Below are 23011 nucleotides of genomic sequence, written 5' to 3'. Positions count from 1 at the left end.
AAGAAATGATTTAGAGTTCTTTACTTCCGCAAAATAAATTCTGAATAAATCCACAAAATGTTTTGCGTTTGGCTTTATCATAAGCACTTCTATAAGCGTCTTTATCCTCTGTGGAAGCGTCTTTATTTAATTGCTGCCATATCTCGCCCCAACCAATAAAACCGCCAACATTTCTATCATCGATGAATACATCAGCATTAACCTTTCGGCTCATTGTTTCATCAATCACTTCTTCCGGATAAGTTCGGTTTACAGCATAAAACTCAACTCCATTCTTCCTGCAATATTCCACTGCCTCATCTAACAACTTGCCTGATCTTATGGTCCATAAAACAAGCAAATGCCCTTGTTTTTGCAATGCTTTTAGTGTTTGAAAGGCAAATATTTTTTCCTTGCCAATGGCAGGGTATTTATGTTCTACTATCGTTCCGTCAAAATCAACCGCTATTAGCATATGATTAAGGTTTATTGATCGTTATTGTTGTTTTCTAAATCTTTATCTATTGCTTTTACCGATGGATAATTCAGCAAAATAAATAAATACAGCAATCCAAATACAATCAACTGGTTTATTTCGCCAGTTGTCAAGTAAATTAAAATACTAATTAGAGATAACCCCTCCAGTGTAGTCATTTTAATAAAAAACGCTGTTCTATACTGCATTATTTTTCTTTCGTAGGGCAGATCAGGATCTATATGGCTCACTTTACGTTTATGAAACATATACGATGCTGGTATTCCCACTAAAGCCAGAAGAATATTTAGGGATTTAAGATTGGTTTCCATACCAAAATCAAAACCACTTACCTTTCCAACCGAACTAACAAAATAAAATGCAAAACCAGCAAAAAATGCCAGCATCACAACGATTGCAAAATAAATTAACTGTATTTGTTTAATTGATTTGTTGCTTCCCATAATTACAAAGTATTTTCAAAGGGTAATCTGTTTACCAACGAACGCCCAAGTGTAACCTCATCGGTATACTCCAGTTCATCTCCAATAGATACACCGCGTGCAATGGTAGTCATTTTTACTCCATATTTTTCAAATTTCTTAAAAAGATAAAAATTTGTTGTATCACCTTCCATGGTCGTACTCAAAGCAAAAACAACCTCGTTTACCTGATCACTTTTTATTTTTTCTTCCAGCGGACCAATGGTTAAATCATCAGGACCAATGCCATCCATGGGCGAGATAACCCCACCTAACACATGGTAGATACCATTGAACTGTTGCGTATTTTCAATCGCCATTACATCGCGAATACTTTCCACTACACAAATTAATTCATGATTACGATTGGTATCCGCACAAATATGGCAGGTTTCACTGTCGGAGATATTATGACAGCTTTTACAGTACATAATCTCTTCTCGCATCATTCGAATGGAGTCGGAGAATTTAAAAACTTCCTCTTTCTCTTGCTTCAGTAGATGCAATACCAGCCGCAAAGCAGTTTTTCTACCTATACCGGGCAACTTGGCAAATTCATTAACTGCCACTTCAAGCAATTTTGATGGAAAAGAGGCTGAGGTCATATTCTTCTTTTTATTCGGAGTCAAAGGTAATAAAAAGAGTTTGCAAACTAACCCGGATTACAACATGAAGAAATCTGTCATTTTGGCTACTTTCACCCCCTGCTCCCTCACTTTAAGGGGGTGCTCCCTCACTTTTGGGTGTAGCTCCCGGACTTTTTGTCATAACTCGGGCACTTTTAGGCCTCGCTCACCCACTTTTAAGGCTTGCTCCCTCGCTTTTGCCCCTTGCTACCCCACCAAGATGGTATCGCACCTTACTTTGGAGCATTGCATACCCGCTCTTATCTCATGTAATACTACTTTTAACACACAGCTACCTCGGTTTATTATCATGCATATTGACTTAACAAATATAAATAGACAACAAACCATATTGTTACCACAGTTTTTTAGTTCCGCAAGGCTTAATAATTTATATGCTTAGTCTTTATTATACCAGTCTGGCCTCAATGGAGATGAGGAGTGTTAAGAAGTTGAATTTTAGTAAGACCGGGAAGCTGAGAACTTGTTCGAAGATCACCCGGCCGCACTTAAATTCAACAAATAAACGGGAGTCATCGCCAATGGAGCCTTGATTTTCTTTGTTTCCCAGCCTGCTGCTGGCAGGGTTTCTTGTATCAAGACATCGGGACAGTAAAGAATTGAGTATTCTTTATTGTTTCAGGATGAAAAGCCTCCGCGGCTTGAGCGGTGAAAATCAAATAAAAGATTGTTCTGGCACAATAACGACGATACATAATAATTTATGATCTTTTTATAATACTTTTATTTAAGGGCAATTCCCCCGGGATTCCTATTTGAATTCATGCTCATCAAATGGAATCTATTATATTTGGCTTCAAATAATTTAAAAATGAATCCGATACTGATAGCCTCTATCATTGCCATTTATTTTGCAGTATTAATCACCATATCAATCATTACCGGAAGAAATGCCGATAACGACACTTTTTTCAGAGGAAACAAGCAATCGCCCTGGTATATTGTTTCAATAGGAATGATAGGCGCCTCTCTTTCTGGAGTCACCTTTATTTCGGTTCCCGGATGGGTTGGATCTACCGGCATGACTTACATGCAAATGGTGATGGGTTATTTTTTAGGATACCTGGTTATTGCTCACATATTACTTCCTTTATATTACCGATTAAACCTAACTTCTATCTATTCATACTTAGAAGATCGATTTGGTTTTTGGTCGTATAAATCAGGCGCCATATTATTTTTATTATCACGTACTATTGGTGCTGCTGCACGCTTATACCTAGTTGCAAATGTACTTCAACTAACCATTTTCGATTCTTTTAACGTTCCGTTTGAAGCCACTGTTTTAGTTACCATACTGCTGATATGGCTTTACACCTTTAAAGGAGGAATTAAAACCATTATCTGGACGGATACACTTCAAACCTTATTTATGCTTTTAAGTGTTGGGATTACTGTAGTTGTGATTACCAAAAGCATGAATCTTTCTTTTGGGGGAATGATTTCCACCATAGCAGAAAGCGACTTTTCATCGGTTTTTGTATTTGATGACTGGGCATCGAAACAACATTTTATCAAGCAATTCTTTTCGGGTGCTTTTATCACTATTGTAATGACAGGCCTTGATCAGGATATGATGCAAAAAAATCTTACTTGTCGCAACCTGAAAGACGCCCAGAAAAATATGCATTGGTATGGTTTTTCTTTTGTTCCGGTAAATCTTCTTTTTCTAAGTCTGGGAGTTTTACTGTATACCTTTGCCATTAACCAGGGAATAGCAATACCCGAAAATGCTGATGATTTATTCCCCATAATAGCTACCAAAGGTTATTTACCACCAATAGTGGGCATATTCTTTATCTTAGGCTTAGTAGCCGCTGCCTACTCCAGTGCCGACTCTGCCCTTACCTCATTAACAACCTCTTTTTCGGTTGATATTATTGGCCTGAAAAGTAAATCGGAGAAAAAAGCCAAACAAATACGCTTTCTGGTTCATATCGGATTTAGCTTTTTGCTGGCTATGGTAATATTACTATTCCGTGTATTTAATAACGATAGTATTATCAGTACCATCTTTAATTTGGCGGGATATACTTACGGACCATTGCTTGGATTGTATGCCTTTGGATTATTTACTTCATTAAAAGTAAAAGACTATTGGGTTCCGCTGGTGGCCATTGTTGCACCTGTAATCACCGGAATATTAGATTATAATTCGATAGAATGGTTTGGCGGTGCCATGGGGTTTGAAAAGCTTATCTTAAACGGATTAATTACTTTTGCAGGTTTAATTATCATTACCCGATGGACGAAGGACTAGGAGAATAAAAAAAACTCCTCGTTCATGGAACGAGGAGTGTGCGTTGTTTAGTCAAAGCTGATTGATCCGCGATTATCTTCTGTTTCATGATAATCATACATATCACGGAGAACATCAGCATATTTTCTATAGATAACTCTTCTGCGTAGTTTTAAGGTTGGTGATAATTCACCTGTTGCAGCCGACCAGTTATCACAAACCAACCGGAATTTCTTTATTTGCTCATGAGCTCCCAGTTGTTTATTAAAGCGATGTACTTCTTTTCGGAAGATTGCCATTACCTCATCGGTAAATATTAACTCTTTATTATCTCTGAAGTGCACCTTTTGCTCGTGTGCCCACATATGAAGGAATTCGAAGTTAGGAGCAATGATGCATCCAGCGTATTTCTCGCTTTCACCCACAATTATGGCCTGCTCAATAAAATCAGACTCTTTCAGCAAGTTCTCAATGGCCTGAGGAGCAATATACTTGCCGCTCGATAGTTTGAACATCTCCTTTTTGCGATCGGTTATCTTCAGAAATTTATCATTCAACAAAGTGCCAATATCTCCTGTATGAAACCACCCTTCACTATCTATTACTTCATCTGTTGTTTTCTGATCTTTATAATATCCCATCATCACATTGGGTCCTTTGGCCAATATTTCCCCGTCATCATCAAACTTTACCTCAACGCTGTTAAAAACCGGCCCCACACTACCAATTTTCAGATTTCCGGGTTTAGCAATAAAATTAGCAGCAATAACCGGAGCCGTTTCGGTTAAGCCATAGCCTTCCATTAAAGGAATACCGGCAGCAAAAAACAATCTACTTAATCGGGGTTGCAAAGCAGCACCTCCACTCACAACAAAACGTAGGTTACCACCAAAAGCTTTCTGCCATTTTGAGAAAATAAGTTTGCGAGCAATCTTGAGTTTTAAGGCGTAAAGTGGGTAGTTTCGACCATTGGCTCTATAACGCTCACCCAAACGCATAGCCCAAAAGAATAGTATTTTACTTATTCCCGACAGATCATTTCCTTTGGCAACTAACTTATCGTAAATACGTTCAATAACCCTTGGTACAGTAACAAATGCCGATGCTTTTATCTCCGCCAGATTTTGAGCTATCGTTCCCAAATTTTCTGCATAATAGATGCTGCAACCATTATATTGGTATAAATAGTTGATCATTCTTTCGTACACATGGCACAAAGGCAAAAAGCTAAGAATATTGTCTTTGGGAGATAACGGAAAAAGAGGATAGGCATCTTTCATGTTGCTCATAAAATTCTTATGACTCAACATTACACCTTTGGGATTCCCTGTAGTTCCTGAAGTATAAATGATAGAAACCAGTTCCTCATCGCTTATGGAGTTTCTGATCTCTTTAAATTTATCCTTCCAATTGATCCGGTGTTTTTCACCCAGCATTGTAATTTCAGACCAATTTTGAGCTCCCTCAATATCATTAAAAGTATATATTTCTTTGATTGAATCAATTTGAGCCGTTACCTCTTTTAATCGGTTATACAATGTTGTATCCGATACAATCAGCATACGGGCATCACTATGCTCCAAAATGTATTTATACTCCTCGTCTGATATGGTTGGATAAATGGGTACATGCACCACACCTATCATTGCCATACCCATATCTACAAAATTCCATTCCGGTCGATTATTGGTAACGGTAACTATTTTATCGCCTTTCTGAAATCCTTTTTCAAGCAAGCCATAACTAAATAAACGGGCTTGTTCACTATATTCTTTTACACTAAACTTTACCCACTCCTTATTTCGTTTAGCACACAAAATATCATCCTTCTGAATATTGTGCTTAAGGTTGGTGAGTAAATCAAAGGTTCTTCTGATCTCCATTATACTCTTATCAAGCTATCTGACTATTTGACAAGCTTCAAATATAAGGAAATTTGTTTTATTGCCTTTAATTGAAATAATTAACAATAAAGCATTAGTGATTTGACAAAATAAGTTAAGATTTAGAACTTATTTCAGACCTTCGCTTACAATTTTAAAATGTGGACTATTGAATCATGATATCACCATGTCCACGAAGTTCACAGGAATGGTTTAGAATTTTGTAATACATACGTACTACTTCATTAGTTTTGCCTATCTCAGAGACATTAATCTTTAAAGAAGTATTGGATGTTTCGCCACTTAGCAACACATTTAAATCTTCATCAACAATGCGGTAATGAAAAGTATGCCCCATTGGCATGCTAATTTTAAGGAAGCAATTATCAACACAAGGATTAGGATAGGCAGAAACCTGATATAAATAGCTATCTAAGCTACAATCAGATTCATATCCTCCACTAAAAAGGTCTTCAATTTGGTTACTCCAACTTTCATAAAAAGTCCAGTCGTTATCATCAGATTTAAGCACAATACCTGTATCGTCCGTTTCGGTAATACCTCCGAACTCAGGATTGACTTCTTCCTTCTCACAACTCCAAATTAAAACCAGAAGTAAAATAAATATGATGTTTCTTCCTCTCATACACCAGATTGTTGTTAAGCAAATGTAAACCTAAAACAATGCGATGTCAATATTTTTACAGCTAAGTACTTTTGCTGTTGACGGATGGAAGAAATTTTAAGATTTGTGAAATTGAAAAGAATGTGATTTTAATATAAACACCTCGTTTCTTCAATAAGTAACCTACTTTTTATTTAAACGTTCTATCATGTCATATTTAGTCTGGCGGTTCTTCCAGCGCTCGCGGGCATACTTTTGCATATCTACAATGGTATCATTCTCGTCAACAATCTCCAAGCCAAGCAATGTTTCAATGATATCTTCCATGGTTACTATACCATCCAAACCACCATATTCATCAACAATAATAGCCATATGCTGATGCTTATCGAGTAATTTCTCCCACAAAGAGAACAACTCCATATTATTTGGCACAACCTGAACGTCTTTTTTTATTTCACTCAATTTTAAATCGTGCTGGTCTTCTGCCAGCTTTTCAAATATGTTTTGAATAAATACAATTCCGGTAATATTCTCATCATTACCAGAATAAACAGGTATACGTGAAAATTTCAGGTACTCTTTATAATCAAAAAACTCACCAAGAGTCAGTTCCTCATTAGCCAGGGCAACCACAACCCGCGGTGTCATTATCTCCGTCACCTTAATGTTTTTTAACCGAAGGATATTCTGAATAATTTTATGTTCTTTTTCTGAAAACACCCCTTCATCAGCCCCAATACTAGCCAATGCCGCAATCTCTTCGCGACTAACTGGTGCTTCAATATGGTTCTTCGAAAAGATTCTGGTAACAAAGGCCGACATTAAAACCAATGGGTAAGTTATTACTATCATAACCCTAATAGTGTATGCGGTAAAACCTGATAGGTTTCGCCAATACCGAGCCCCAATTGTTTTAGGAATTATTTCAGTAACAACTAATATTAAAATAGTAAGTACTGCAGATACAATTCCAAAAGCTGCTTCACCAAATACTTTTACCGCCTGTGCTCCCACTCCGGCAGCACCAATAGTATGAGCCACAGTATTCAAAGACAGTATGGCTGATAGTGGTTTATCAACATTTGATTTGAAAGCAATAAACAGATCTGCCCAGGCATTGCCTTTTTCTTTCTTTACCATTAAAAAAGCCTGCGGCGTAGAAAGTAAGACAGATTCCATAATGGAACAAAGAAAGGATACGAATAAAGCTAAAAAGAGGTAGGCTAGCAGTAATAACATCTTTTTGTTTTAAAGATAATTGATATCCATCAATTAACCCTGTCTTCTTAACATTGATTCTACTTTAATTTTGGGTTAGTTAAACAAGAATGGCAGGTTGTATGCCTGCCATTCTGTTGTATTAATTATTTATATCAAAAGTTTGTATGGCCCATTCTTTAATCATACCAGACCCAATTGCTTTTGTTAATACTATTGCTTTTGTACCGTTGGAGTTTGAAAAAACAAAGAAAGGCTCCGCTTCATAAACAGTTCCGCTTCCTTGATTATCTTCAACCATATAACCTTCCAAGCTTATCCTTTCCTTAAAAACTAAGTTATCAGAGTTATAAACATATAAGTAAGGCTTATTATTCGTATCCCAACCTTCTCCTGAAGATATTACAAAAAGACTCTTACTTGCTTCGGAATGATCGAGACTTTCGATACTGGCATTATAATAACTAACCTCACTTTCTAATTGTATTGTACCATTATAAAGCATATCCTGTTCCTTTATTTCCGAGGTTTTAAATACCGTTCCTCCTTTAGTAAACACTCTTAATCCATCTTCGGAGAACCACAAGTCACCACCAATATTATAGTCGCCATGATAGGGTGAATCATACAAATAAGCAGCTGTTCCGCTTTGAATATCGTACTTTTCTAAATCGGATGGAGACAAACCATTATCCGCTCCATAGATATATTTACCTGAAGGATGCAATTTAGCCTTTGTTCCTGCATAAATAGAATTCCCTGTGTGCAATGTTTCACCAGAATTTTCGTCATCCAAATCAATACATCTTATATTTTCCCATTGATCTTTAATTGGAAATATATAAGCCCAGTTATTATTTCCAAGTACAATATCGAGTGCACTACACGAAATATCACGCGTAGAAACTAAACTTAAAGACGCCAGATCAACATACGATACTTTTCCATCATGCCCCACTGCAGCTTTACTTCCATCTAGTGAGACAGATACACATGTTGGCAGGTAACTCAAGCTAAGTGAATTTATACCCTCGGTATCCGGATCGTAAACGCAAATTGTTTGTTCTGACGAAACAAAAATCAACTTATTGGTAATTTTCGAATATTCAGCATCAACAACAGTATAATCCAACATCTTTTTTGTTGAAGCATAATTATTGACCAGAACCTCCACTTTTGATTGAACTTGATTTTGATCTTCAAAAATGATTTCAGACTCATATTCTCCATTGGACATTTGATCACGATCAACCACCACTTCTATTTCAACACTATCTCCAACAGCAATCGTTCCTGATGTACTACTTAAATTTAGATAATCTTCTATTGAAACTAATGACCAGGTAATTTCAGCACTACCAATATTTTTCAATATTAATGTTTGGGTATCATCAAAATAATCGAAAAAGAGACTATTATTCACAGCTTCCATTCCAATCATATGTTTGACTATTGTTTCCACCTTATATTGAACTTGGTTTTCATCTTCAATAATAATTTCAGACAGATGCTCTCCATTAGACATTTGACTACGATCAACCTCAACTTCTATTTTTACACTATCCTCAATGGCAATGGCACCTGATGTTATACTTGCATTTAGGTAAGCTGGAATCGAAAGTAACGACCAATTTATTTCAGCATTACCCGTATTTCTTAAAACCAATAATTTTGTATTCTCATAATAATCAAACAATAAGCTACTACTAATAGCTTCCATTGCCAAATACTCAGGTACATTAATCTCTACATTAATTTCATCTACCGAAGTTTCAGAATTTGAAGAGATATTTAAAACATCAGAATGAGTTCCAACATCAAGACCTGTGAAAATACCCGTAACAATAACACTGCTCTTTTCCCCCTTAGTAAGATATCCTTGACTGACCGAAACATTAATCCATTCCGGCACGGCTTCGAACTGCCATTCTAAAACACCTGTACCTATATTTTCAATTACCAGCTCAACCTGAGGACTATCTTCATCAATTACCAACTTATCAACATTTATTCCCATGTTAGGATGGCCTGCAACATCGAGTATTACATGAACAGAAGCTTTTCCGGCAGCATCCGTTACAATATCAATATCTCCCTCATAAACTCCTTCATCTAAATTATCAATGACTGGAGATACTTCTATAGGCATAATGGATCCATCTAACTGGCCGCTTTCTATTTCAAGTTCTAACCAGGAAGGACTCTGACTCACTACAAAATCGACTTTACCTTTGGGCTGCGTTGTTAAGAAGATTTCTTTTAATTCACTATCGCTAATCAAAAGAGTATCAGGCGAAGCCAAAATTTGAATATCAACAGAAACAGTTTCCTTTTCGTCTTCTCCACAACTGATCACTAGCAACGTAAGCAGAGAAATTAAAACGAATAATTTAGTTTTCATAGAGAGGTTTTAAAGTTTATTTACTGATAAAATTAAATAATTTAATCAATATGATAAACAATAAATACAAAAAAATGGACCAAAAAAAGGCGAAGATTGTACCACTCTTCGACTATCAGTTTTTTATTACTATTGTTTAAAACCATTGCCTTTTTCTAAATAATAATACGCCAAGTATCGAAAGGAGCAATGAACCTATTAAAATAACCGGCATTGACCAGATCCATTCTTCCATATAATTGGGAACATTCATTCCCAAAAAACTGGCTATTAAGGTAGGAATCATTAAAATGATTGAAATCAAGGTCAGTTGTTTCATTACCACATTTAAGTTATTGGAAATAACAGAAGCAAAAGCATCCATCATACCGCTTTGAATGTCGGAATAGATTTGTGCAATCTCCAGCGCCTGCTTATTTTCAATCATAGCATCTTCCAATAAATCCTCATTAATCTCCGAAGTTATTTTACGCGAATTACGCATTCGGGCCAGTACTATTTCATTACCTTTAATGGAGGTGATAAAAAACACCAGGCACTTTTCCATATTCAAAAGCTTATTCAGCTCTTTGTTCTTTATTGATTTCTCCAAATCCTGCTCTATACTCGCAGTTATTTGGTTAATTTCTTTCAAGTGCTTCAGGTATAACCAACCAGAACGTAAGAACAATCGCAAAATAAAATTAACACCATCTGTTATTTCCTGATACTGATCGCGAAAAGGTGAAGGCATATCAACCGGTAGTACTTCATTATCCTGCAAACAAAGAGTTAATGTAAAAGTGTCGGTTATGAATATTCCTAACGGAATGGTAAAAAACGGAACTCTCTGATCGCGTGCCTTAACCGGAACACGCATAATAATTAAAGTCCATTTATCATCATACTCAATACGAGGTCTCTCATCCTGGTCAAGGATATCGTTAAGGATATCTGACGGCATTCCAAACTCGTCAGTTATTTTCTTTATTTCATCTGTTGTTGGATTATTGGCATTGATCCAGCAGCCATTTTTAGGTTCGTTTATTTCAACGTAACCTCCGAATGTTTTGAAGATTTTAAGCATAATTATGCCTCCTTGCATTTGCCCTGCAAGATGACATATAAAGCCCCTTACAGGAAGTTTACTATTCTATTTTGTTTATTTCCGGGGCCTTCGTCCATTTTTGAATCAGCTCTAAAAATTTTTCGGGTACAAAAGTAGTAAAACAATCCCGGCTAACAAATTCCTTCTTTTGTTAAAAAATGATAAAAGCATTATATGACTATAATACTTAAATCATTATTGTAAAACACCATTCATTTAATCTTTCCCATTGACAGCTAGTTCAGTAGATCGTATATTAAACAGTGCCCCTTCATTATTAATTTAAACTATTTTATTATGTCAAAAAAGATTTATTCGGCATTGTTGATATTGTTAATATCACTGCCAGCTATTACTTTGTCTCAGGAAAAAGAAGAGATTAAGTATCGCCCATACTTCCTTATCGAAGATCAGGTTAGACCTTCGATGTATTTCGAATATATGGAGGCACTTAAAGCTAATATTCAGTTTATGGCCGACCATAGTTTTAAATATCCGATATACACTTTTACAGATGATGAATACAACATTTACTTTTCGATACCTATGGGTCATAACATTGCCTTTGTCGATAGTATCAACAAAGGATTCAATATGGTATATGAACAAGATAAAGAAGGCTGGGATAAAATGTTTAAGATGTATGATAATACTTATTCCAGAAACAAATCTTTCATCATTTATTGGAGTAAAGCCCTCTCGTATTCGCCGGAAGGAATGGAGCAAAGTGATGACAACAATTATATTGAGTACATGGAATTGTTTGCTATACCCGGTAAAATGGATGATTTAAAAAGTATAATGAAAGAATGGGTAGAATTATATAAAAAAAACAATATTCAAACACCGTTTGAAACATATGTAGGATATTTGGGAACAGATTTGAAAATTATGATCTTATCCAGATTCAAGGATCAACAGGATGCGGCCATGCAAAATGCTAAAATAGATAAAATATTAGAAGGTAGTGATGAATTAATGAACCTTTATAAAAAAACATTAAAGGTTGTTGAGAAGGTAGATAATAAAATAATGAGGCATCTGTCAAAATACAGCTACACACCAGAATAAGACAAAAAACCGCACTGGAAATAAATAATTATTTAGCAGTGCGGTTTTTGCAATTTACCTCCAATATTTTTTTATTCAGGCGCCTCTACTTTATCTGGTGCCCATACTAGTGCAATCACCATAATTAACAGGCTTGCAACAAACTCGTAATAATATAGAAAATGGCCTTTTAAATTAGCCAGCAAGTTTACTGATGCAACTGTTATAAGTACTAATAATAAAATCATTATTATCCATTGAATCTTACTAAATACTTCTCGTTGAGTATAAAACAAGATGGGAAAACCGAACAACGATACTGTAACATAACCAAAACTTCCGGTTACCAATGCTATAAATGAAAGAATTGTGACAAGAGAAAGAATGGAAATCAGTGTTATTTTTCGTTCCATAATAAAAGATAATGGTCGCTATTAATATTTTTTCATGTTTAATGACAATTAAACCTGTAAAGTGTTTAATGCAAACCTCTTTTTTCTTAGATGATACAATACTAAACTCAACAAATGAGTAAGATAGAACTGCCTGTACTTTTCTAATTTTAGCTTTTTTTAATCTTTTTTATCATCCTAAAAATTCGAATAATATATTCTTGTATTCGTGGCACTTACAAATATGCTTTCTAAGTTTTTAACCGAAAAAGACTGACAAAAATAATTTCCACAAAAAATCCATTAAACATTGTTATCTATTTTAGCCTTTACAGCTATACTGTTAGACATCCAAACAGTAAAGGGGAATAATAAAGGGAAACAACTTGAAGTATGATTAATCTAAAATTCAGAACTAAACTGATTTTGGTTGTGTTTTTGCCATTATTTTTGGCTACAGCTATAACCATTTACATCTCATCATCGATGTTAAAGCGCCAGGGACTGGAAACCCTGGAAAGAAAAACCAAAGCCATCTTATCGCGCATGGAGGCTGTAAGAACCTATGTAGCGCATCAATTCGACTTTACTGATGAGCAAAACAAAGTAAAAGTCAATCATCCTGATGGAGTTCTATCTAAAGCTGCAAAAGACTCTGTATTAAGGAAAGTTCCGATTTTTGCCTCAATGGCAGTGGGAAAAGATGATGCAGACAAAGACAATTACAGCTTTCGTGTTGCCTCATTACGAGCAAGAAATAAAGACAACAAAGCTACCAACCTGGAAAAAGAATTTATAGATCAATTTTCAGCTGATCCTTCTTTAGAGAGTTTAACACATACTAATAAGGAAACTAATGAGCTATGGGTGATGCGTCCTGTACGTCTATCTGAAAAGCAAGGCTGCTTGCATTGCCATGGTCATCCATCAAGAAGCCCATGGAACAATGGGAAAGATATATTAGGTTATCAGATGGAGAATTACTCAGATGGAGATATGGTGGGCATGTTCGTCCTAAAATCAAGTCTCAATGCCAACAATAACGATGTTCAGGCAAATATCAGAGCAGCTATCTGGCGAATCATTCTAACCATGATGGTTATTTTATTAATCGTAGTAATTTTCAGTAGCTTATTTATAAAATCAACCAATACTAAGATCCAGAACATTATTAAAGTCAATAAGCGTATTGCCGCAGGTGACCTTACGCAAAAACTGGAAGTTAAAGGGAATGATGAGTTTTCGGAAATATATAGAAATCTGAATCAAATGACCGATTCATTGACAAATGTTGTTAAATCGGTAATGCAGACTTCTAAAAATTTGAACTCAGAAAGCATTGAAACCACTCAACTTTCTAAAAACCTTGCTGAATCATCGAATTCACAAGCAGCTGCTGTTGAGGAAATATCAGTTTCGGTAGAAGAGATAAGCGCTTCAATTGAGAGCAATTCTGATCATGCAAAAACAACTGAACAGGTTGCCATCACTTCTTCCTTAGAAATGGAAGAAAGTAATCAAAGTTCGCACGAAGCCATTAACTCAATGATGGTAATTAAAGAACAGCTAAATGCCATCAATGAGATTGCCATGCAGACCAACATACTTGCATTAAATGCCAATGTTGAAGCGGCTAGAGCAGGTACTGCCGGAGCTGGTTTTGCCATTGTTGCAAGCGAAGTGCGAAAGCTGGCCGAGAAAAGTAAATTAAGCGCTGAAAGTATTGAAGCCTTATTCAGTAATGGATTGGAAACGGTTCAGGACACCGGGAATAAAATTTCTATTCTAGTCCCTGAAATCAAAAAGACTTCAAGTCTGGTTGCTGAAATTGTAGCTTCCAGCCTTGAACAAAAAACAGCCGCATCAGAGGTTAATAATGCAATTCAAGGATTGAATAGCAGTACGCAAACTAATGCCTTTATTGCTGAAAAAATGTCGGCACGTGCCAACGAACTGCATAATTATGCCGAATTACTGGAACAGCATGTTTCATTCTTTAAAATAAAAAATGACTAAGAAACCTGGATTCCTGAAATTTTATTTGCCTAAATATTACTGACACTTCAGTTTTTCGCTATAGGAGTTAGCTCCCCCCTAACATTTAGGCTTAATCAGGAATCCAGTGTTTCCCTTTTACCGGGCAAAACACTATATGGGAAAAAGCGTATGATTATTTTATAGTGCAAATCAAATCACTTTAATTAATTTTACAGCAAAACACCATTATGCGATTTATTGTCATTTTAATCATTTGTTTTAGCATATCGGCTCAGGCACAACAAAAAATTCAACTCTTGTTCATGGGCGATGTGATGGGCCACGATACTCAGATTAACTCAGCCCGCATCGACTCAACCGGTGAATATGATTATTACAGTGTTTTTAAATACATTAAAGATGACATTAAAACAGCTGATATTGCAATTGCCAATCTGGAAGTAACATTGGCCGGACCTCCACATAAGGGTTATCCTCAATTCTCGTCACCCGATACTTTGGCCGATGCCTTAGTTGATGCGGGGATTGATGCTTTGGTGATGGCTAATAATCATTGTGTGGACCGTCGTCGTCAAGGATTGGAACGAACAGTAAAAATACTGGATGAAAAAGGAATTCCTCGCACTGGTGTTTTTAAAGATAGTTTGGATAGAGCGAAGCACAATCCACTACTAATTGAGAAAGATGGATTTCGTTTAGCAATATTGAATTACACCTATGGTACCAATGGCATTAGGGTAACTCCTCCTAATATTGTTAACACGTTGGATACAGCTGTCATGTCGAAAGATATTGCTTTAGCTAACTCTATGCAGGTGGATAAAGTAATTGTTTTCCTTCATTGGGGATGGGAATACAATCTGAGTCCTAATCCTGATCAGAAAAAGATGACCCAATTCTTATGGAGTAAAGGTATAGATGTTGTAATTGGCTCACACCCTCATGTGGTTCAGCCTATGAAATGGATTAATAACGAAAAGCAGAATCAATTAGTTGTTTATAGCCTGGGTAATTTTGTATCTAACCAACGACCCGCTCCGCGCGATGGTGGTGCTATGGCCATGGTTGAATTAACCAAAGAAGCAGATTCAACTTACATTTCCAATGCCGAGTATCAGTTAACATGGGTTTATACACCTATTGAAAATGGTAAGAAACGCTTTTATGTTCTACCAGCTGACAGATATAAAAACGCGGCTCATTGGCCCGACGCATCTGCACGCAAAAGAATCACTGAGTATGTTTCTGAAGCAGGTGACGTTTTTAAGAATAACATCAACGTAAAAAAAAGAGATTTCAAGATTCCTTTATTTGCTCTTAAAGGAAAAGAAGTGGGAATGATAACCATTGAAGCACCTAAGAAAATATAGCCTTTAAAAAAGTTCTATTAAGCACTCAAAATCTGCTCCACAGAGGGTATTTGTTGCATCATTTCGTAACCACCTTGTTTATCTTTTAGCTGAGCACAGAAATGCTGCAATCCATTACTTACCATCATAAAATCAACTTGTAGTTGCATATTATAACGGGCTGCCTGATTAAAAACGGCCTTTGTAACCGCCACTGATGGAGCTTTACACTCCACAATCATTACCGGCTTACCTTTACGATTGTATACCACAATATCAGCGCGTTGATTTAACCCATTCACCTTAACAAGCATCTCAACAGCGATTAAACCAGCAGAATATTTTTGATGATGAATTAAAAAAGCGATCAAATTCTGACGAACCCATTCTTCGGGAGTTAAGGCAACAAACTTCTTTCGTATATTATCAAATATTTGATCTTTCCCATTTTGTTTTCTCATTCTGAACTCAAAGGTCGGGAGATTGAGTTTTTGCATTCCTTGATTTTTTCAACAAAGTAAATCAAATTAGAGAGAAAAAGTTACCTTAGCGCATTAAATAAAATACAGGCTTTGATGCCGGGCAAAACGTTTCTAAATGCTCAACAAAGCCTCACATACATCCTTAACTAAATTGCCTATGAAGACAAAGAAAGAAATTGTTGATAATTGGCTTCCTCGATATACAGGTAGAAAACTGGAGGACTTTACACCATATATCTTACTAACCAACTTTAACCATTATGTTGAGTTATTTTCACAATGGTATGATGCTCCAATACTTGGTAAAAATGGAAATATGCCTAACTGCTCAGCCAATGGAGTAACCATCATTAATTTTGGAATGGGAAGTCCCAATGCCGCCACCATGATGGATTTATTAAGTGCCATATCTCCTCAGGCTGTTTTATTTCTGGGCAAATGTGGAGGACTGAAAAGAAAAAATAAATTGGGCGATTTGGTTTTACCTATTGCTGCCATACGCAGCGATGGTACGTCGGATGATTATCTTCCACCTGAAGTTCCGGCTTTACCTGCATTTAGCCTGCAACGAGCTGTTTCAAGTACCATTCGTGACAAAGAACGCGATTATTATACCGGTACCGTATTTACCACCAATAAAAGAGTTTGGGAATACGACGAACGCTTTAAAAAGTATCTGACAAAAACGCGTGCCATGGCTATAGATATGGAAACCGCAACGATTTTTACGGTTGGCTTTGCTAATGGTATTCCATCTGGTGCATTGCTTTTGGTTTCTGATCAGCCAATGATCTCAACAGGTGTAAAAACAGAAGAAAGCGATAAAAAGGTTACTGCCAACTATGTGGAAGAGCATTTGAAGATTGGAATCAAAGCGATGGACACCATTCAAAATAATGGTAAATCGGTAAAACACCTGAAGTTTGATAATTAATAAAGCTTGATAAATGACTTTTGAGCAGATCTTAAAAGATTTAAAACAAAAACAATATAAACCAATCTATTTCTTAATGGGTGATGAAGGTTATTTCATCGACCAGATAACCAATTACATTTCTAATAATGTATTAACAGAGGAAGAAAAGGGCTTTAATCAAACCGTACTTTACGGTAAGGATGTTACTGCCGAGGACATTATTATGGCGGCTCGTCGTTTTCCAATGATGTCGCAACACCAGGTAATAATAGTTAAGGAAGCTCAAAACATTGCTAAAATTGATGATTTGGCAATCTATGCTGAAAATCCGCTTTCTTCCACCATATTGGTTATTAACTATAAATACAAATCACTCGATAAGCGCAAAAAGCTTTACAAAACCATCAACAAGCATGGTATTCTTTTCGAATCAAAAGCATTGCGCGATTACGAAATACCTAAATGGGTTAGTTCTTATTTGCAAAATAAAGGCAAAACCATTGATACGAAAGCATCCGCTTTATTGGCTGAATTTCTGGGAACTGATTTATCCAAAATCACACACGAACTGGATAAGCTGGAGCTGGCCATTGGCAGTTCAGTCAAACAGATAGACTCTACACATATTGAGAAAAATATTGGAGTCAGTAAAGACTACAACAATTTTGAGCTTCAAAAAGCTGTTCTCTATCGCAATATTTCTAAAGCCAATAAAATAGTGCTGGCTTTTGGAAAAAACCCCAAGGCCTATCCCATTCAGGTAACCACTGTAACTTTATTTAGTGCGTTTCAAAAATTATTATCATACTACTATCTGCCCGACAAATCGAAAAACAGTGTGGCATCAGCTCTTAAAATAAATCCATTCTTTGTGCAGGATTATACGGCCGGTGCAAAAAACTATCCGGCTCGTAAGGTTGTTCAAATTATCAGCCTATTACGCGAGTATGATATGAAATCAAAGGGATTTGGTAGTGCAACCACAGAGCCTGGAGAACTGCTAAAAGAGTTAATCTTTAAAATAATGCATTAAACAAGAATTAAATGAACGTAGCCATAATACTAATCATTGCCATTTGTGCCATTAGCATTGCCGGATTTAGTCAAGCTGAACTGGTGTATAAATACCAATTCAATGCCTATCAAATAAAGCACAGAAAGGAATATATCCGCTTAATCAGCCATGGTTTCTTTCATGCTGACTGGATGCATTTGTTGATAAACATGTTTGTCTTATATTCGTTTGGAGATGCTGTGTTATTTTATTTTTCTCAATCCATAGCTTTTAATCCCAATTTACTGTTTATCATCTTTTTCTTATCGGCCATTGTTATATCCAGCATGTATTCATTTGCCAAAGAAAAAGATAATTATAACTACAATGCTTTAGGAGCATCCGGAGCTGTTTCTGCAGTTGTATTTGCCAGTATTTTATACAACCCGTATGGAACTATCTATTTATATTTCATACCTGTTCCGGGTATTGTTTTAGGTGTAGGATATCTGGTTTATTCACGCATTATGTCAAAAAAGAATGTAGATAACATTGGTCATGACGCTCACTTTTGGGGTGCTGTTTATGGTCTTGTTTTTCCAATTATTTTTGAACCACGCCTGTTAATCCATTTCGTTCAAAAAATCTTCTTTTTGTAAATCCCATACAGATGAATAAAGCAGTTTTTATTGACAGAGATGGAGTTATCAATAACGACGAAGGTCATTATTACATTTATAAACCTGAAGATTTCAAGCTGAATAATGGAATTATTGAAGGGCTAAGTTTGTTACAGAAAAATGGTTTTAAGCTCATTATTGTTACCAACCAGGGAGGTGTTGCTAAAGGAGAATACACTGAAATGGATGTTCAAAAGGTTCATCAACACTTTTTAAATTTAATGGCTGAGGCCGGAATTGAAATAGCTGCCATTTATTATTGCCCTCATCATAATAAAATAGCTGATTGCGAATGCCGAAAACCCAAACCCGGCATGATATTAAAAGCACTGGACGAACACCAGATTAGTGCTGAATCATCGTACCTGATTGGTGATTCTCCCAGAGATATTGAAGCAGGAGAAAAAGCTGGTTTAAAACAATGCTTTAAAATTGAAGCCAACAATTCAATTGTTCCGGTTTGCAAATTGATTATTGAGAAATGAGTGTACCGCAATATATTTGTCTGAACGGTCAAAAAACAAAAGCCGACCAACCCTTATTAATGGCTGACAACCGTGCTTTCAGATATGGAGATGCCCTATTTGAAACCATCAGATGCATTCATCAGATACCGTTATTTTTTGAGGATCATTATCAGCGTTTGTTAAGTGGTATGTCTATGCTTAAAATGCAGACACACTCATTGCCTCCCATTGAAATAATGCGGGAACAAATATCCTCATTAATTAATAAAAACCGTTTATTTGGAGATGTTCGTGTTCGACTCACCATCTTTCGTGAGGATGGCGGCTTATATACACCCAACGGAAATAAGGCAAACTATTTGATCGAAACCTCTGGTCTGGATACGCATTACTACACACTAAATAGTAAAGGCCTATTACTCGGCAATTACACTGAAGATAATAAAAGTATCAATCGCTTCTCTCGCTTTAAATCGGCTAACTCACTTCTGTTTGTATTGGCGGGTTTATTCAAAAAAGAAAATCGTTTTGATGAAGTATTGATTAGCAATGAAAAGAATCTGATCATTGAAACACTTGCTTCCAACTTATACTGGATAAAAAACGGCGAAGTATATACCCCGCGTCGAACATCAGGATGTGTAGAAGGCGTGATGAGAAAACAGATCATCACCTTATTAATCAACAATGGTTATAAAGTTGTTGAAGTAGAAGGAACCTCAATCAATGAACTTCTGGCAGCAGATGAAATATTTATTAGCAATGCCATTCAAGGAATCCAATGGGTAGTAGGCATTGAAAACAAACGCTACTTCTGCAAAATAGTAAAGGATATTAACCGCTTACTGAATGATTGGGCGGCTAATTATTTGATGGATTTTCAGGAAAATTAGTCCACATTTTAAACACATCTCCTAAATTTGCCATGGTTTCTTTCCAGAAATCATCCACATCTCCCTCCATAATGGTTTTATCATCCAAGGTAGATACAATCCATGAATTCTCCTTAATTTCCTCTTCCAACTGACCTGGTGACCAACCCGAGTAGCCTGCAAAAAACTTAACCGAATGATGATCTGCCACTCCCGAATTGATCATTTCTTTAATCACATCAAAATCACCTCCCCAATATAGATTTTCTGTCACTTTTATAGAGCCTGGCACTCTATCACCAAGCGTATGCAGGTAATGTAATGTATTGGATGATACTGGTCCGCCAATAAACATTTCTCCTTTAAAACTAAATAAATCTTCAATCACCTCATCAGGATAAAGATCCGATGATTTATTTAACACAAACCCAACAGCTCCTTCATCTCCATGCTCTGTAAGAAAAACTATAGATCGATTAAAATACGGCCCTTGAAGAAAAGGCTCTGCAATCAGAATTCTTCCCTTCATTGGTTCGATTTTAGGTAACTTAGTATCAAAAATATTAAATTCTAAATCCTTCATTTAGTAATCTCGCTTAACTATTCCACATTAATTTCAGCACTCCCCAGCCTGAATAACAAGCTTTTACCTATAGACTTAACGACTAATATTTGTTTAATTTAATACATATTCACATTCCATTCAACACTTTGGCAAAAAAATTGATTGATAAATTGTTTGTTACCTCGAAAAAATTGGTTTTTATTACACAATAAGTTTAAACGCATTACTGATAACATGGCAATTACATTTACATCTGCCTTTAAGCGGATTCTATTTTTACTTTTAATCACCTTTACTTTTGCAACCACTCTGACTGCCAACGATCTTACCTTATCACTACCCCCTGCCGTAATGAAAGGGATAGATGCTACAGTGCGGGTTGAGGGCATTGACAAGATAACTAATACATCGCCAAAGTTACTTATTAACGGAGTTAGAGTTGATCTGGAAAAAGACAAAAACGGTTTTCACACTGAATATAGTTTTGATGAACCTTCGGAAGTTCAGGTAATCATGCCAGGCAAAGTCATCTCAAAAAATGTTAATCCCATCCCTCTTTGGCTATCAATACTGCCGCCTTTAATTGCAATTATTATGGCCTTAATCACTAAAGAGGTATTTTCATCTTTATTTGTTGGCTTATTATTTGGAACAGCAACCTTATATAAATATGCAGGTGCTAACTTTTTTATTGCGATTGGGAAAGGTGCTTTAGCCATAGTCGACACCTACTTAATGGAAGCTTTGCTTGACCCAGGGCATATTTCAATCATTATTTTTAGCATGCTTATCGGTGGTATGGTGACCTTAATTTCGATGAATGGGGGCATGAAAGGGATTGTTAATATTTTATCGAAATACGCTAATAGCCGCCGTTCCGGTCAATTTATCACCTATTTGATGGGCTTGGTTATTTTCTTTGATGATTATGCAAACACCTTGGTAGTAGGTAACACCATGAGACCCGTTACTGACAAATTAAAAATTTCACGCGAAAAACTAGCCTATCTGGTAGATTCAACCTCGGCGCCTATCGCAGCCATTGCTTTTATCACAACCTGGATTGGCGCAGAGCTTAGTTACATTCAGGAAGGTATTGTTAATTTAGGATTAGAAACCACTCCTTACTCAGTATTTCTTAACTCGTTACAATATTCCTTCTACCCAATTTTAACACTGGTATTTGTTGCTTTGCTTATTTGGCAACGACGCGAGTTTGGCCCCATGCTTTCTGCCGAAAAACAAGTAACACAAAATAGTATTGAGTCAATCAAAAATGAGGGTAAAAGAAATCCTCAGATCATGAAAGAACTGGAGGTGGCTGAGAATATTAACCCTCGATGGTACAATGCAGTTATTCCAATTTCAGTAGTGGTTATTGGTACATTAATTGGCTTGTTTTACACAGGATGGGATGCGGCAACTTGGTCAAATAAATCAATATCAATCACTACAAAAATTTCACAAATAATTGGTGATGCAGATGTATTCAGTGCTTTGGTGTGGTCATCTTTATCAGGGGTATTCACTGCTTTGCTTCTTACTACAGCACAACGATTATTGACCATGAAAGAAAGTATCGAAGGCATTATTAATGGTTTCAAAACCATGTTTCATGCATTATTGATATTGTCCTTAGCATGGTCGTTGGCTTTGTTAACCACTCATCTTCACACAGCTGATTTTATAACTCAGATACTGACAAGCATAAATATCAGTCCGGTATTTATACCTGCCTTAACTTTTATCTTTTCAGCATTTATTGCATTTAGTACCGGATCAAGTTGGGGTACCATGGCCATTATTTACCCACTGATGCTTCCGGCAGTTTGGAAGTTAGGTCTTGATGCCGGATTGTCACATGACGATATTATGCCATTATTTTACAATGTTGTATCAGCCGTTTTAGCCGGATCTGTATTGGGAGATCATTGCTCTCCTATCTCTGACACCACTATTTTGAGTTCTCTGGCCTGTTCTTGTAATCACATTCATCATGTTAGAACTCAGATGCCATATGCTTTAACAGTAGCAGGTGTTGCCGTTTTGATGGGTACATTACCAGTTGCTTTTGGTTTACCTGTATGGATTTCATACCTGATGAGCATCGGCATATTATTTTTAATAGTAAGATTGGTTGGTAAAAAAATATAACAAAAAAGCTTGTATCTCAGGTGAGGTACAAGCTTTTGTTATTATTTTATATC

21 protein-coding genes are annotated in these 23011 nt (G+C 36.2%); 10 read left to right on the top strand and 11 right to left on the bottom strand.

Annotated elements, in window-relative coordinates:
• Nucleotides 1-10: 10 nt before the first annotated feature.
• The 3 genes from KEM10_RS06455 to recR are packed head-to-tail and all read right to left on the bottom strand — an operon-like array spanning nucleotide 11 to nucleotide 1541.
• Nucleotides 11-454, bottom strand: coding sequence for a BT0820 family HAD-type phosphatase (locus KEM10_RS06455; protein ID WP_212215018.1), 444 nt, complete (start codon nucleotides 452-454; stop codon nucleotides 11-13).
• A gap of 11 nt (nucleotides 455-465) precedes the next feature.
• Nucleotides 466-918, bottom strand: coding sequence for a hypothetical protein (locus KEM10_RS06450; protein ID WP_212215016.1), 453 nt, complete (start codon nucleotides 916-918; stop codon nucleotides 466-468).
• 2 nt (nucleotides 919-920) lie between these two features.
• Nucleotides 921-1541 (bottom strand): recombination mediator RecR, encoded by a 621-nt coding sequence (recR, locus tag KEM10_RS06445; protein WP_212215014.1) that lies wholly within the window; start codon nucleotides 1539-1541, stop codon nucleotides 921-923.
• A gap of 853 nt (nucleotides 1542-2394) precedes the next feature.
• Between recR and KEM10_RS06440 the strand changes: the two genes are divergently transcribed.
• Nucleotides 2395-3843 (top strand): sodium:solute symporter, encoded by a 1449-nt coding sequence (locus tag KEM10_RS06440; RefSeq protein ID WP_212215012.1) that lies wholly within the window; start codon nucleotides 2395-2397, stop codon nucleotides 3841-3843.
• Nucleotides 3844-3890: 47 nt separating this feature from the next.
• Here the strand turns inward: KEM10_RS06440 and KEM10_RS06435 are convergent, their stop codons facing one another.
• The 5 genes from KEM10_RS06435 to KEM10_RS06415 all read right to left on the bottom strand — a co-directional run bounded on the left by KEM10_RS06435 (nucleotide 3891) and on the right by KEM10_RS06415 (nucleotide 11018).
• Nucleotides 3891-5705, bottom strand: a complete 1815-nt coding sequence (locus KEM10_RS06435; RefSeq protein WP_212215010.1) for an AMP-dependent synthetase/ligase — start codon at nucleotides 5703-5705, stop codon at nucleotides 3891-3893.
• Between the two features lie 166 nt (nucleotides 5706-5871).
• Nucleotides 5872-6351, bottom strand: coding sequence for a hypothetical protein (locus KEM10_RS06430; RefSeq protein ID WP_212215008.1), 480 nt, complete (start codon nucleotides 6349-6351; stop codon nucleotides 5872-5874).
• A gap of 162 nt (nucleotides 6352-6513) precedes the next feature.
• Complete coding sequence (locus KEM10_RS06425) at nucleotides 6514-7572, bottom strand: CNNM domain-containing protein (RefSeq protein WP_212215006.1); 1059 nt, start codon at nucleotides 7570-7572, stop codon at nucleotides 6514-6516.
• A gap of 121 nt (nucleotides 7573-7693) precedes the next feature.
• Nucleotides 7694-9952 carry a BACON domain-containing protein gene (locus KEM10_RS06420; protein WP_212215004.1) on the bottom strand — a complete coding sequence of 753 codons (2259 nt, stop codon included), beginning with the start codon at nucleotides 9950-9952 and terminating at the stop codon, nucleotides 7694-7696.
• A 136-nt stretch (nucleotides 9953-10088) separates the two neighbouring features.
• Nucleotides 10089-11018, bottom strand: coding sequence for a magnesium transporter CorA family protein (locus KEM10_RS06415; protein ID WP_212215002.1), 930 nt, complete (start codon nucleotides 11016-11018; stop codon nucleotides 10089-10091).
• 318 nt (nucleotides 11019-11336) lie between these two features.
• Here KEM10_RS06415 and KEM10_RS06410 point away from each other — a divergent pair, with 318 nt between their 5' ends.
• Entirely contained in the window at nucleotides 11337-12110 is a 774-nt protein-coding gene (locus KEM10_RS06410) for a hypothetical protein (protein ID WP_212215000.1), read from the top strand.
• A 71-nt stretch (nucleotides 12111-12181) separates the two neighbouring features.
• Here the strand turns inward: KEM10_RS06410 and KEM10_RS06405 are convergent, their stop codons facing one another.
• Complete coding sequence (locus tag KEM10_RS06405) at nucleotides 12182-12502, bottom strand: hypothetical protein (RefSeq protein ID WP_212214998.1); 321 nt, start codon at nucleotides 12500-12502, stop codon at nucleotides 12182-12184.
• A gap of 372 nt (nucleotides 12503-12874) precedes the next feature.
• Here KEM10_RS06405 and KEM10_RS06400 point away from each other — a divergent pair, with 372 nt between their 5' ends.
• Both KEM10_RS06400 and KEM10_RS06395 read left to right on the top strand, forming a co-directional pair.
• A complete protein-coding gene (locus tag KEM10_RS06400; RefSeq protein ID WP_212214990.1) occupies nucleotides 12875-14497 on the top strand; it encodes a methyl-accepting chemotaxis protein in 1623 nt (540 codons plus the stop codon).
• Nucleotides 14498-14706: 209 nt separating this feature from the next.
• Complete coding sequence (locus tag KEM10_RS06395) at nucleotides 14707-15849, top strand: CapA family protein (RefSeq protein ID WP_212214988.1); 1143 nt, start codon at nucleotides 14707-14709, stop codon at nucleotides 15847-15849.
• A 17-nt stretch (nucleotides 15850-15866) separates the two neighbouring features.
• On the opposite strand, the gene KEM10_RS06390 is transcribed toward KEM10_RS06395, so the two are convergent.
• On the bottom strand, nucleotides 15867-16325 hold the full coding sequence (locus KEM10_RS06390; RefSeq protein ID WP_212214985.1) for a type I restriction enzyme HsdR N-terminal domain-containing protein: 459 nt from the start codon (nucleotides 16323-16325) through the stop codon (nucleotides 15867-15869).
• A 142-nt stretch (nucleotides 16326-16467) separates the two neighbouring features.
• On the opposite strand from KEM10_RS06390, the gene KEM10_RS06385 reads away from it, so the two are divergent.
• The 5 genes from KEM10_RS06385 to KEM10_RS06365 are packed head-to-tail and all read left to right on the top strand — an operon-like array spanning nucleotide 16468 to nucleotide 20260.
• Entirely contained in the window at nucleotides 16468-17244 is a 777-nt protein-coding gene (locus tag KEM10_RS06385) for an AMP nucleosidase (protein ID WP_212214983.1), read from the top strand.
• Between the two features lie 13 nt (nucleotides 17245-17257).
• Nucleotides 17258-18259, top strand: coding sequence for a DNA polymerase III subunit delta (gene holA / locus KEM10_RS06380; RefSeq protein WP_212214981.1), 1002 nt, complete (start codon nucleotides 17258-17260; stop codon nucleotides 18257-18259).
• An 11-nt stretch (nucleotides 18260-18270) separates the two neighbouring features.
• Nucleotides 18271-18879, top strand: a complete 609-nt coding sequence (locus KEM10_RS06375; protein WP_212214977.1) for a rhomboid family intramembrane serine protease — start codon at nucleotides 18271-18273, stop codon at nucleotides 18877-18879.
• A gap of 11 nt (nucleotides 18880-18890) precedes the next feature.
• Nucleotides 18891-19385, top strand: coding sequence for a D-glycero-alpha-D-manno-heptose-1,7-bisphosphate 7-phosphatase (locus tag KEM10_RS06370; RefSeq protein ID WP_212214974.1), 495 nt, complete (start codon nucleotides 18891-18893; stop codon nucleotides 19383-19385).
• Nucleotides 19382-20260: an aminotransferase class IV gene (locus KEM10_RS06365; protein WP_212214971.1), complete on the top strand. Its 879-nt coding sequence runs from the start codon at nucleotides 19382-19384 to the stop codon at nucleotides 20258-20260. The genes KEM10_RS06370 and KEM10_RS06365 overlap by 4 nt, the downstream gene beginning before the upstream one ends.
• Here the strand turns inward: KEM10_RS06365 and KEM10_RS06360 are convergent.
• Nucleotides 20229-20768, bottom strand: a complete 540-nt coding sequence (locus tag KEM10_RS06360) for a YqgE/AlgH family protein (RefSeq protein WP_244825595.1) — start codon at nucleotides 20766-20768, stop codon at nucleotides 20229-20231. The two genes, KEM10_RS06365 and KEM10_RS06360, sit on opposite strands and share 32 nt — an antisense overlap.
• A gap of 270 nt (nucleotides 20769-21038) precedes the next feature.
• On the opposite strand from KEM10_RS06360, the gene KEM10_RS06355 reads away from it, so the two are divergent.
• Nucleotides 21039-22958, top strand: a complete 1920-nt coding sequence (locus tag KEM10_RS06355; protein ID WP_212214964.1) for a Na+/H+ antiporter NhaC family protein — start codon at nucleotides 21039-21041, stop codon at nucleotides 22956-22958.
• Nucleotides 22959-23011: the final 53 nt, after the last annotated feature.

Source organism: Carboxylicivirga linearis (assembly GCF_018271995.1).
Classification (GTDB): domain Bacteria; phylum Bacteroidota; class Bacteroidia; order Bacteroidales; family Marinilabiliaceae; genus Carboxylicivirga; species Carboxylicivirga linearis.
This window is presented reverse-complemented; position numbering and strand designations above follow the sequence as displayed.

What these genes read in the sequence shown, in the direction of transcription:
- KEM10_RS06455 (WP_212215018.1), bottom strand. Translation starts at nt 454, where the DNA reads ATGCTAATAGCGGTTGATTTTGACGGAACGATAGTAGAACATAAATAC.
- KEM10_RS06450 (WP_212215016.1), bottom strand. Translation starts at nt 918, where the DNA reads ATGGGAAGCAACAAATCAATTAAACAAATACAGTTAATTTATTTTGCA.
- recR (WP_212215014.1), bottom strand. Translation starts at nt 1,541, where the DNA reads ATGACCTCAGCCTCTTTTCCATCAAAATTGCTTGAAGTGGCAGTTAAT.
- KEM10_RS06440 (WP_212215012.1), top strand. Translation starts at nt 2,395, where the DNA reads ATGAATCCGATACTGATAGCCTCTATCATTGCCATTTATTTTGCAGTA.
- KEM10_RS06435 (WP_212215010.1), bottom strand. Translation starts at nt 5,705, where the DNA reads ATGGAGATCAGAAGAACCTTTGATTTACTCACCAACCTTAAGCACAAT.
- KEM10_RS06430 (WP_212215008.1), bottom strand. Translation starts at nt 6,351, where the DNA reads ATGAGAGGAAGAAACATCATATTTATTTTACTTCTGGTTTTAATTTGG.
- KEM10_RS06425 (WP_212215006.1), bottom strand. Translation starts at nt 7,572, where the DNA reads ATGTTATTACTGCTAGCCTACCTCTTTTTAGCTTTATTCGTATCCTTT.
- KEM10_RS06420 (WP_212215004.1), bottom strand. Translation starts at nt 9,952, where the DNA reads ATGAAAACTAAATTATTCGTTTTAATTTCTCTGCTTACGTTGCTAGTG.
- KEM10_RS06415 (WP_212215002.1), bottom strand. Translation starts at nt 11,018, where the DNA reads ATGCTTAAAATCTTCAAAACATTCGGAGGTTACGTTGAAATAAACGAA.
- KEM10_RS06410 (WP_212215000.1), top strand. Translation starts at nt 11,337, where the DNA reads ATGTCAAAAAAGATTTATTCGGCATTGTTGATATTGTTAATATCACTG.
- KEM10_RS06405 (WP_212214998.1), bottom strand. Translation starts at nt 12,502, where the DNA reads ATGGAACGAAAAATAACACTGATTTCCATTCTTTCTCTTGTCACAATT.
- KEM10_RS06400 (WP_212214990.1), top strand. Translation starts at nt 12,875, where the DNA reads ATGATTAATCTAAAATTCAGAACTAAACTGATTTTGGTTGTGTTTTTG.
- KEM10_RS06395 (WP_212214988.1), top strand. Translation starts at nt 14,707, where the DNA reads ATGCGATTTATTGTCATTTTAATCATTTGTTTTAGCATATCGGCTCAG.
- KEM10_RS06390 (WP_212214985.1), bottom strand. Translation starts at nt 16,325, where the DNA reads ATGCAAAAACTCAATCTCCCGACCTTTGAGTTCAGAATGAGAAAACAA.
- KEM10_RS06385 (WP_212214983.1), top strand. Translation starts at nt 16,468, where the DNA reads ATGAAGACAAAGAAAGAAATTGTTGATAATTGGCTTCCTCGATATACA.
- holA (WP_212214981.1), top strand. Translation starts at nt 17,258, where the DNA reads ATGACTTTTGAGCAGATCTTAAAAGATTTAAAACAAAAACAATATAAA.
- KEM10_RS06375 (WP_212214977.1), top strand. Translation starts at nt 18,271, where the DNA reads ATGAACGTAGCCATAATACTAATCATTGCCATTTGTGCCATTAGCATT.
- KEM10_RS06370 (WP_212214974.1), top strand. Translation starts at nt 18,891, where the DNA reads ATGAATAAAGCAGTTTTTATTGACAGAGATGGAGTTATCAATAACGAC.
- KEM10_RS06365 (WP_212214971.1), top strand. Translation starts at nt 19,382, where the DNA reads ATGAGTGTACCGCAATATATTTGTCTGAACGGTCAAAAAACAAAAGCC.
- KEM10_RS06360 (WP_244825595.1), bottom strand. Translation starts at nt 20,768, where the DNA reads ATGAAGGGAAGAATTCTGATTGCAGAGCCTTTTCTTCAAGGGCCGTAT.
- KEM10_RS06355 (WP_212214964.1), top strand. Translation starts at nt 21,039, where the DNA reads ATGGCAATTACATTTACATCTGCCTTTAAGCGGATTCTATTTTTACTT.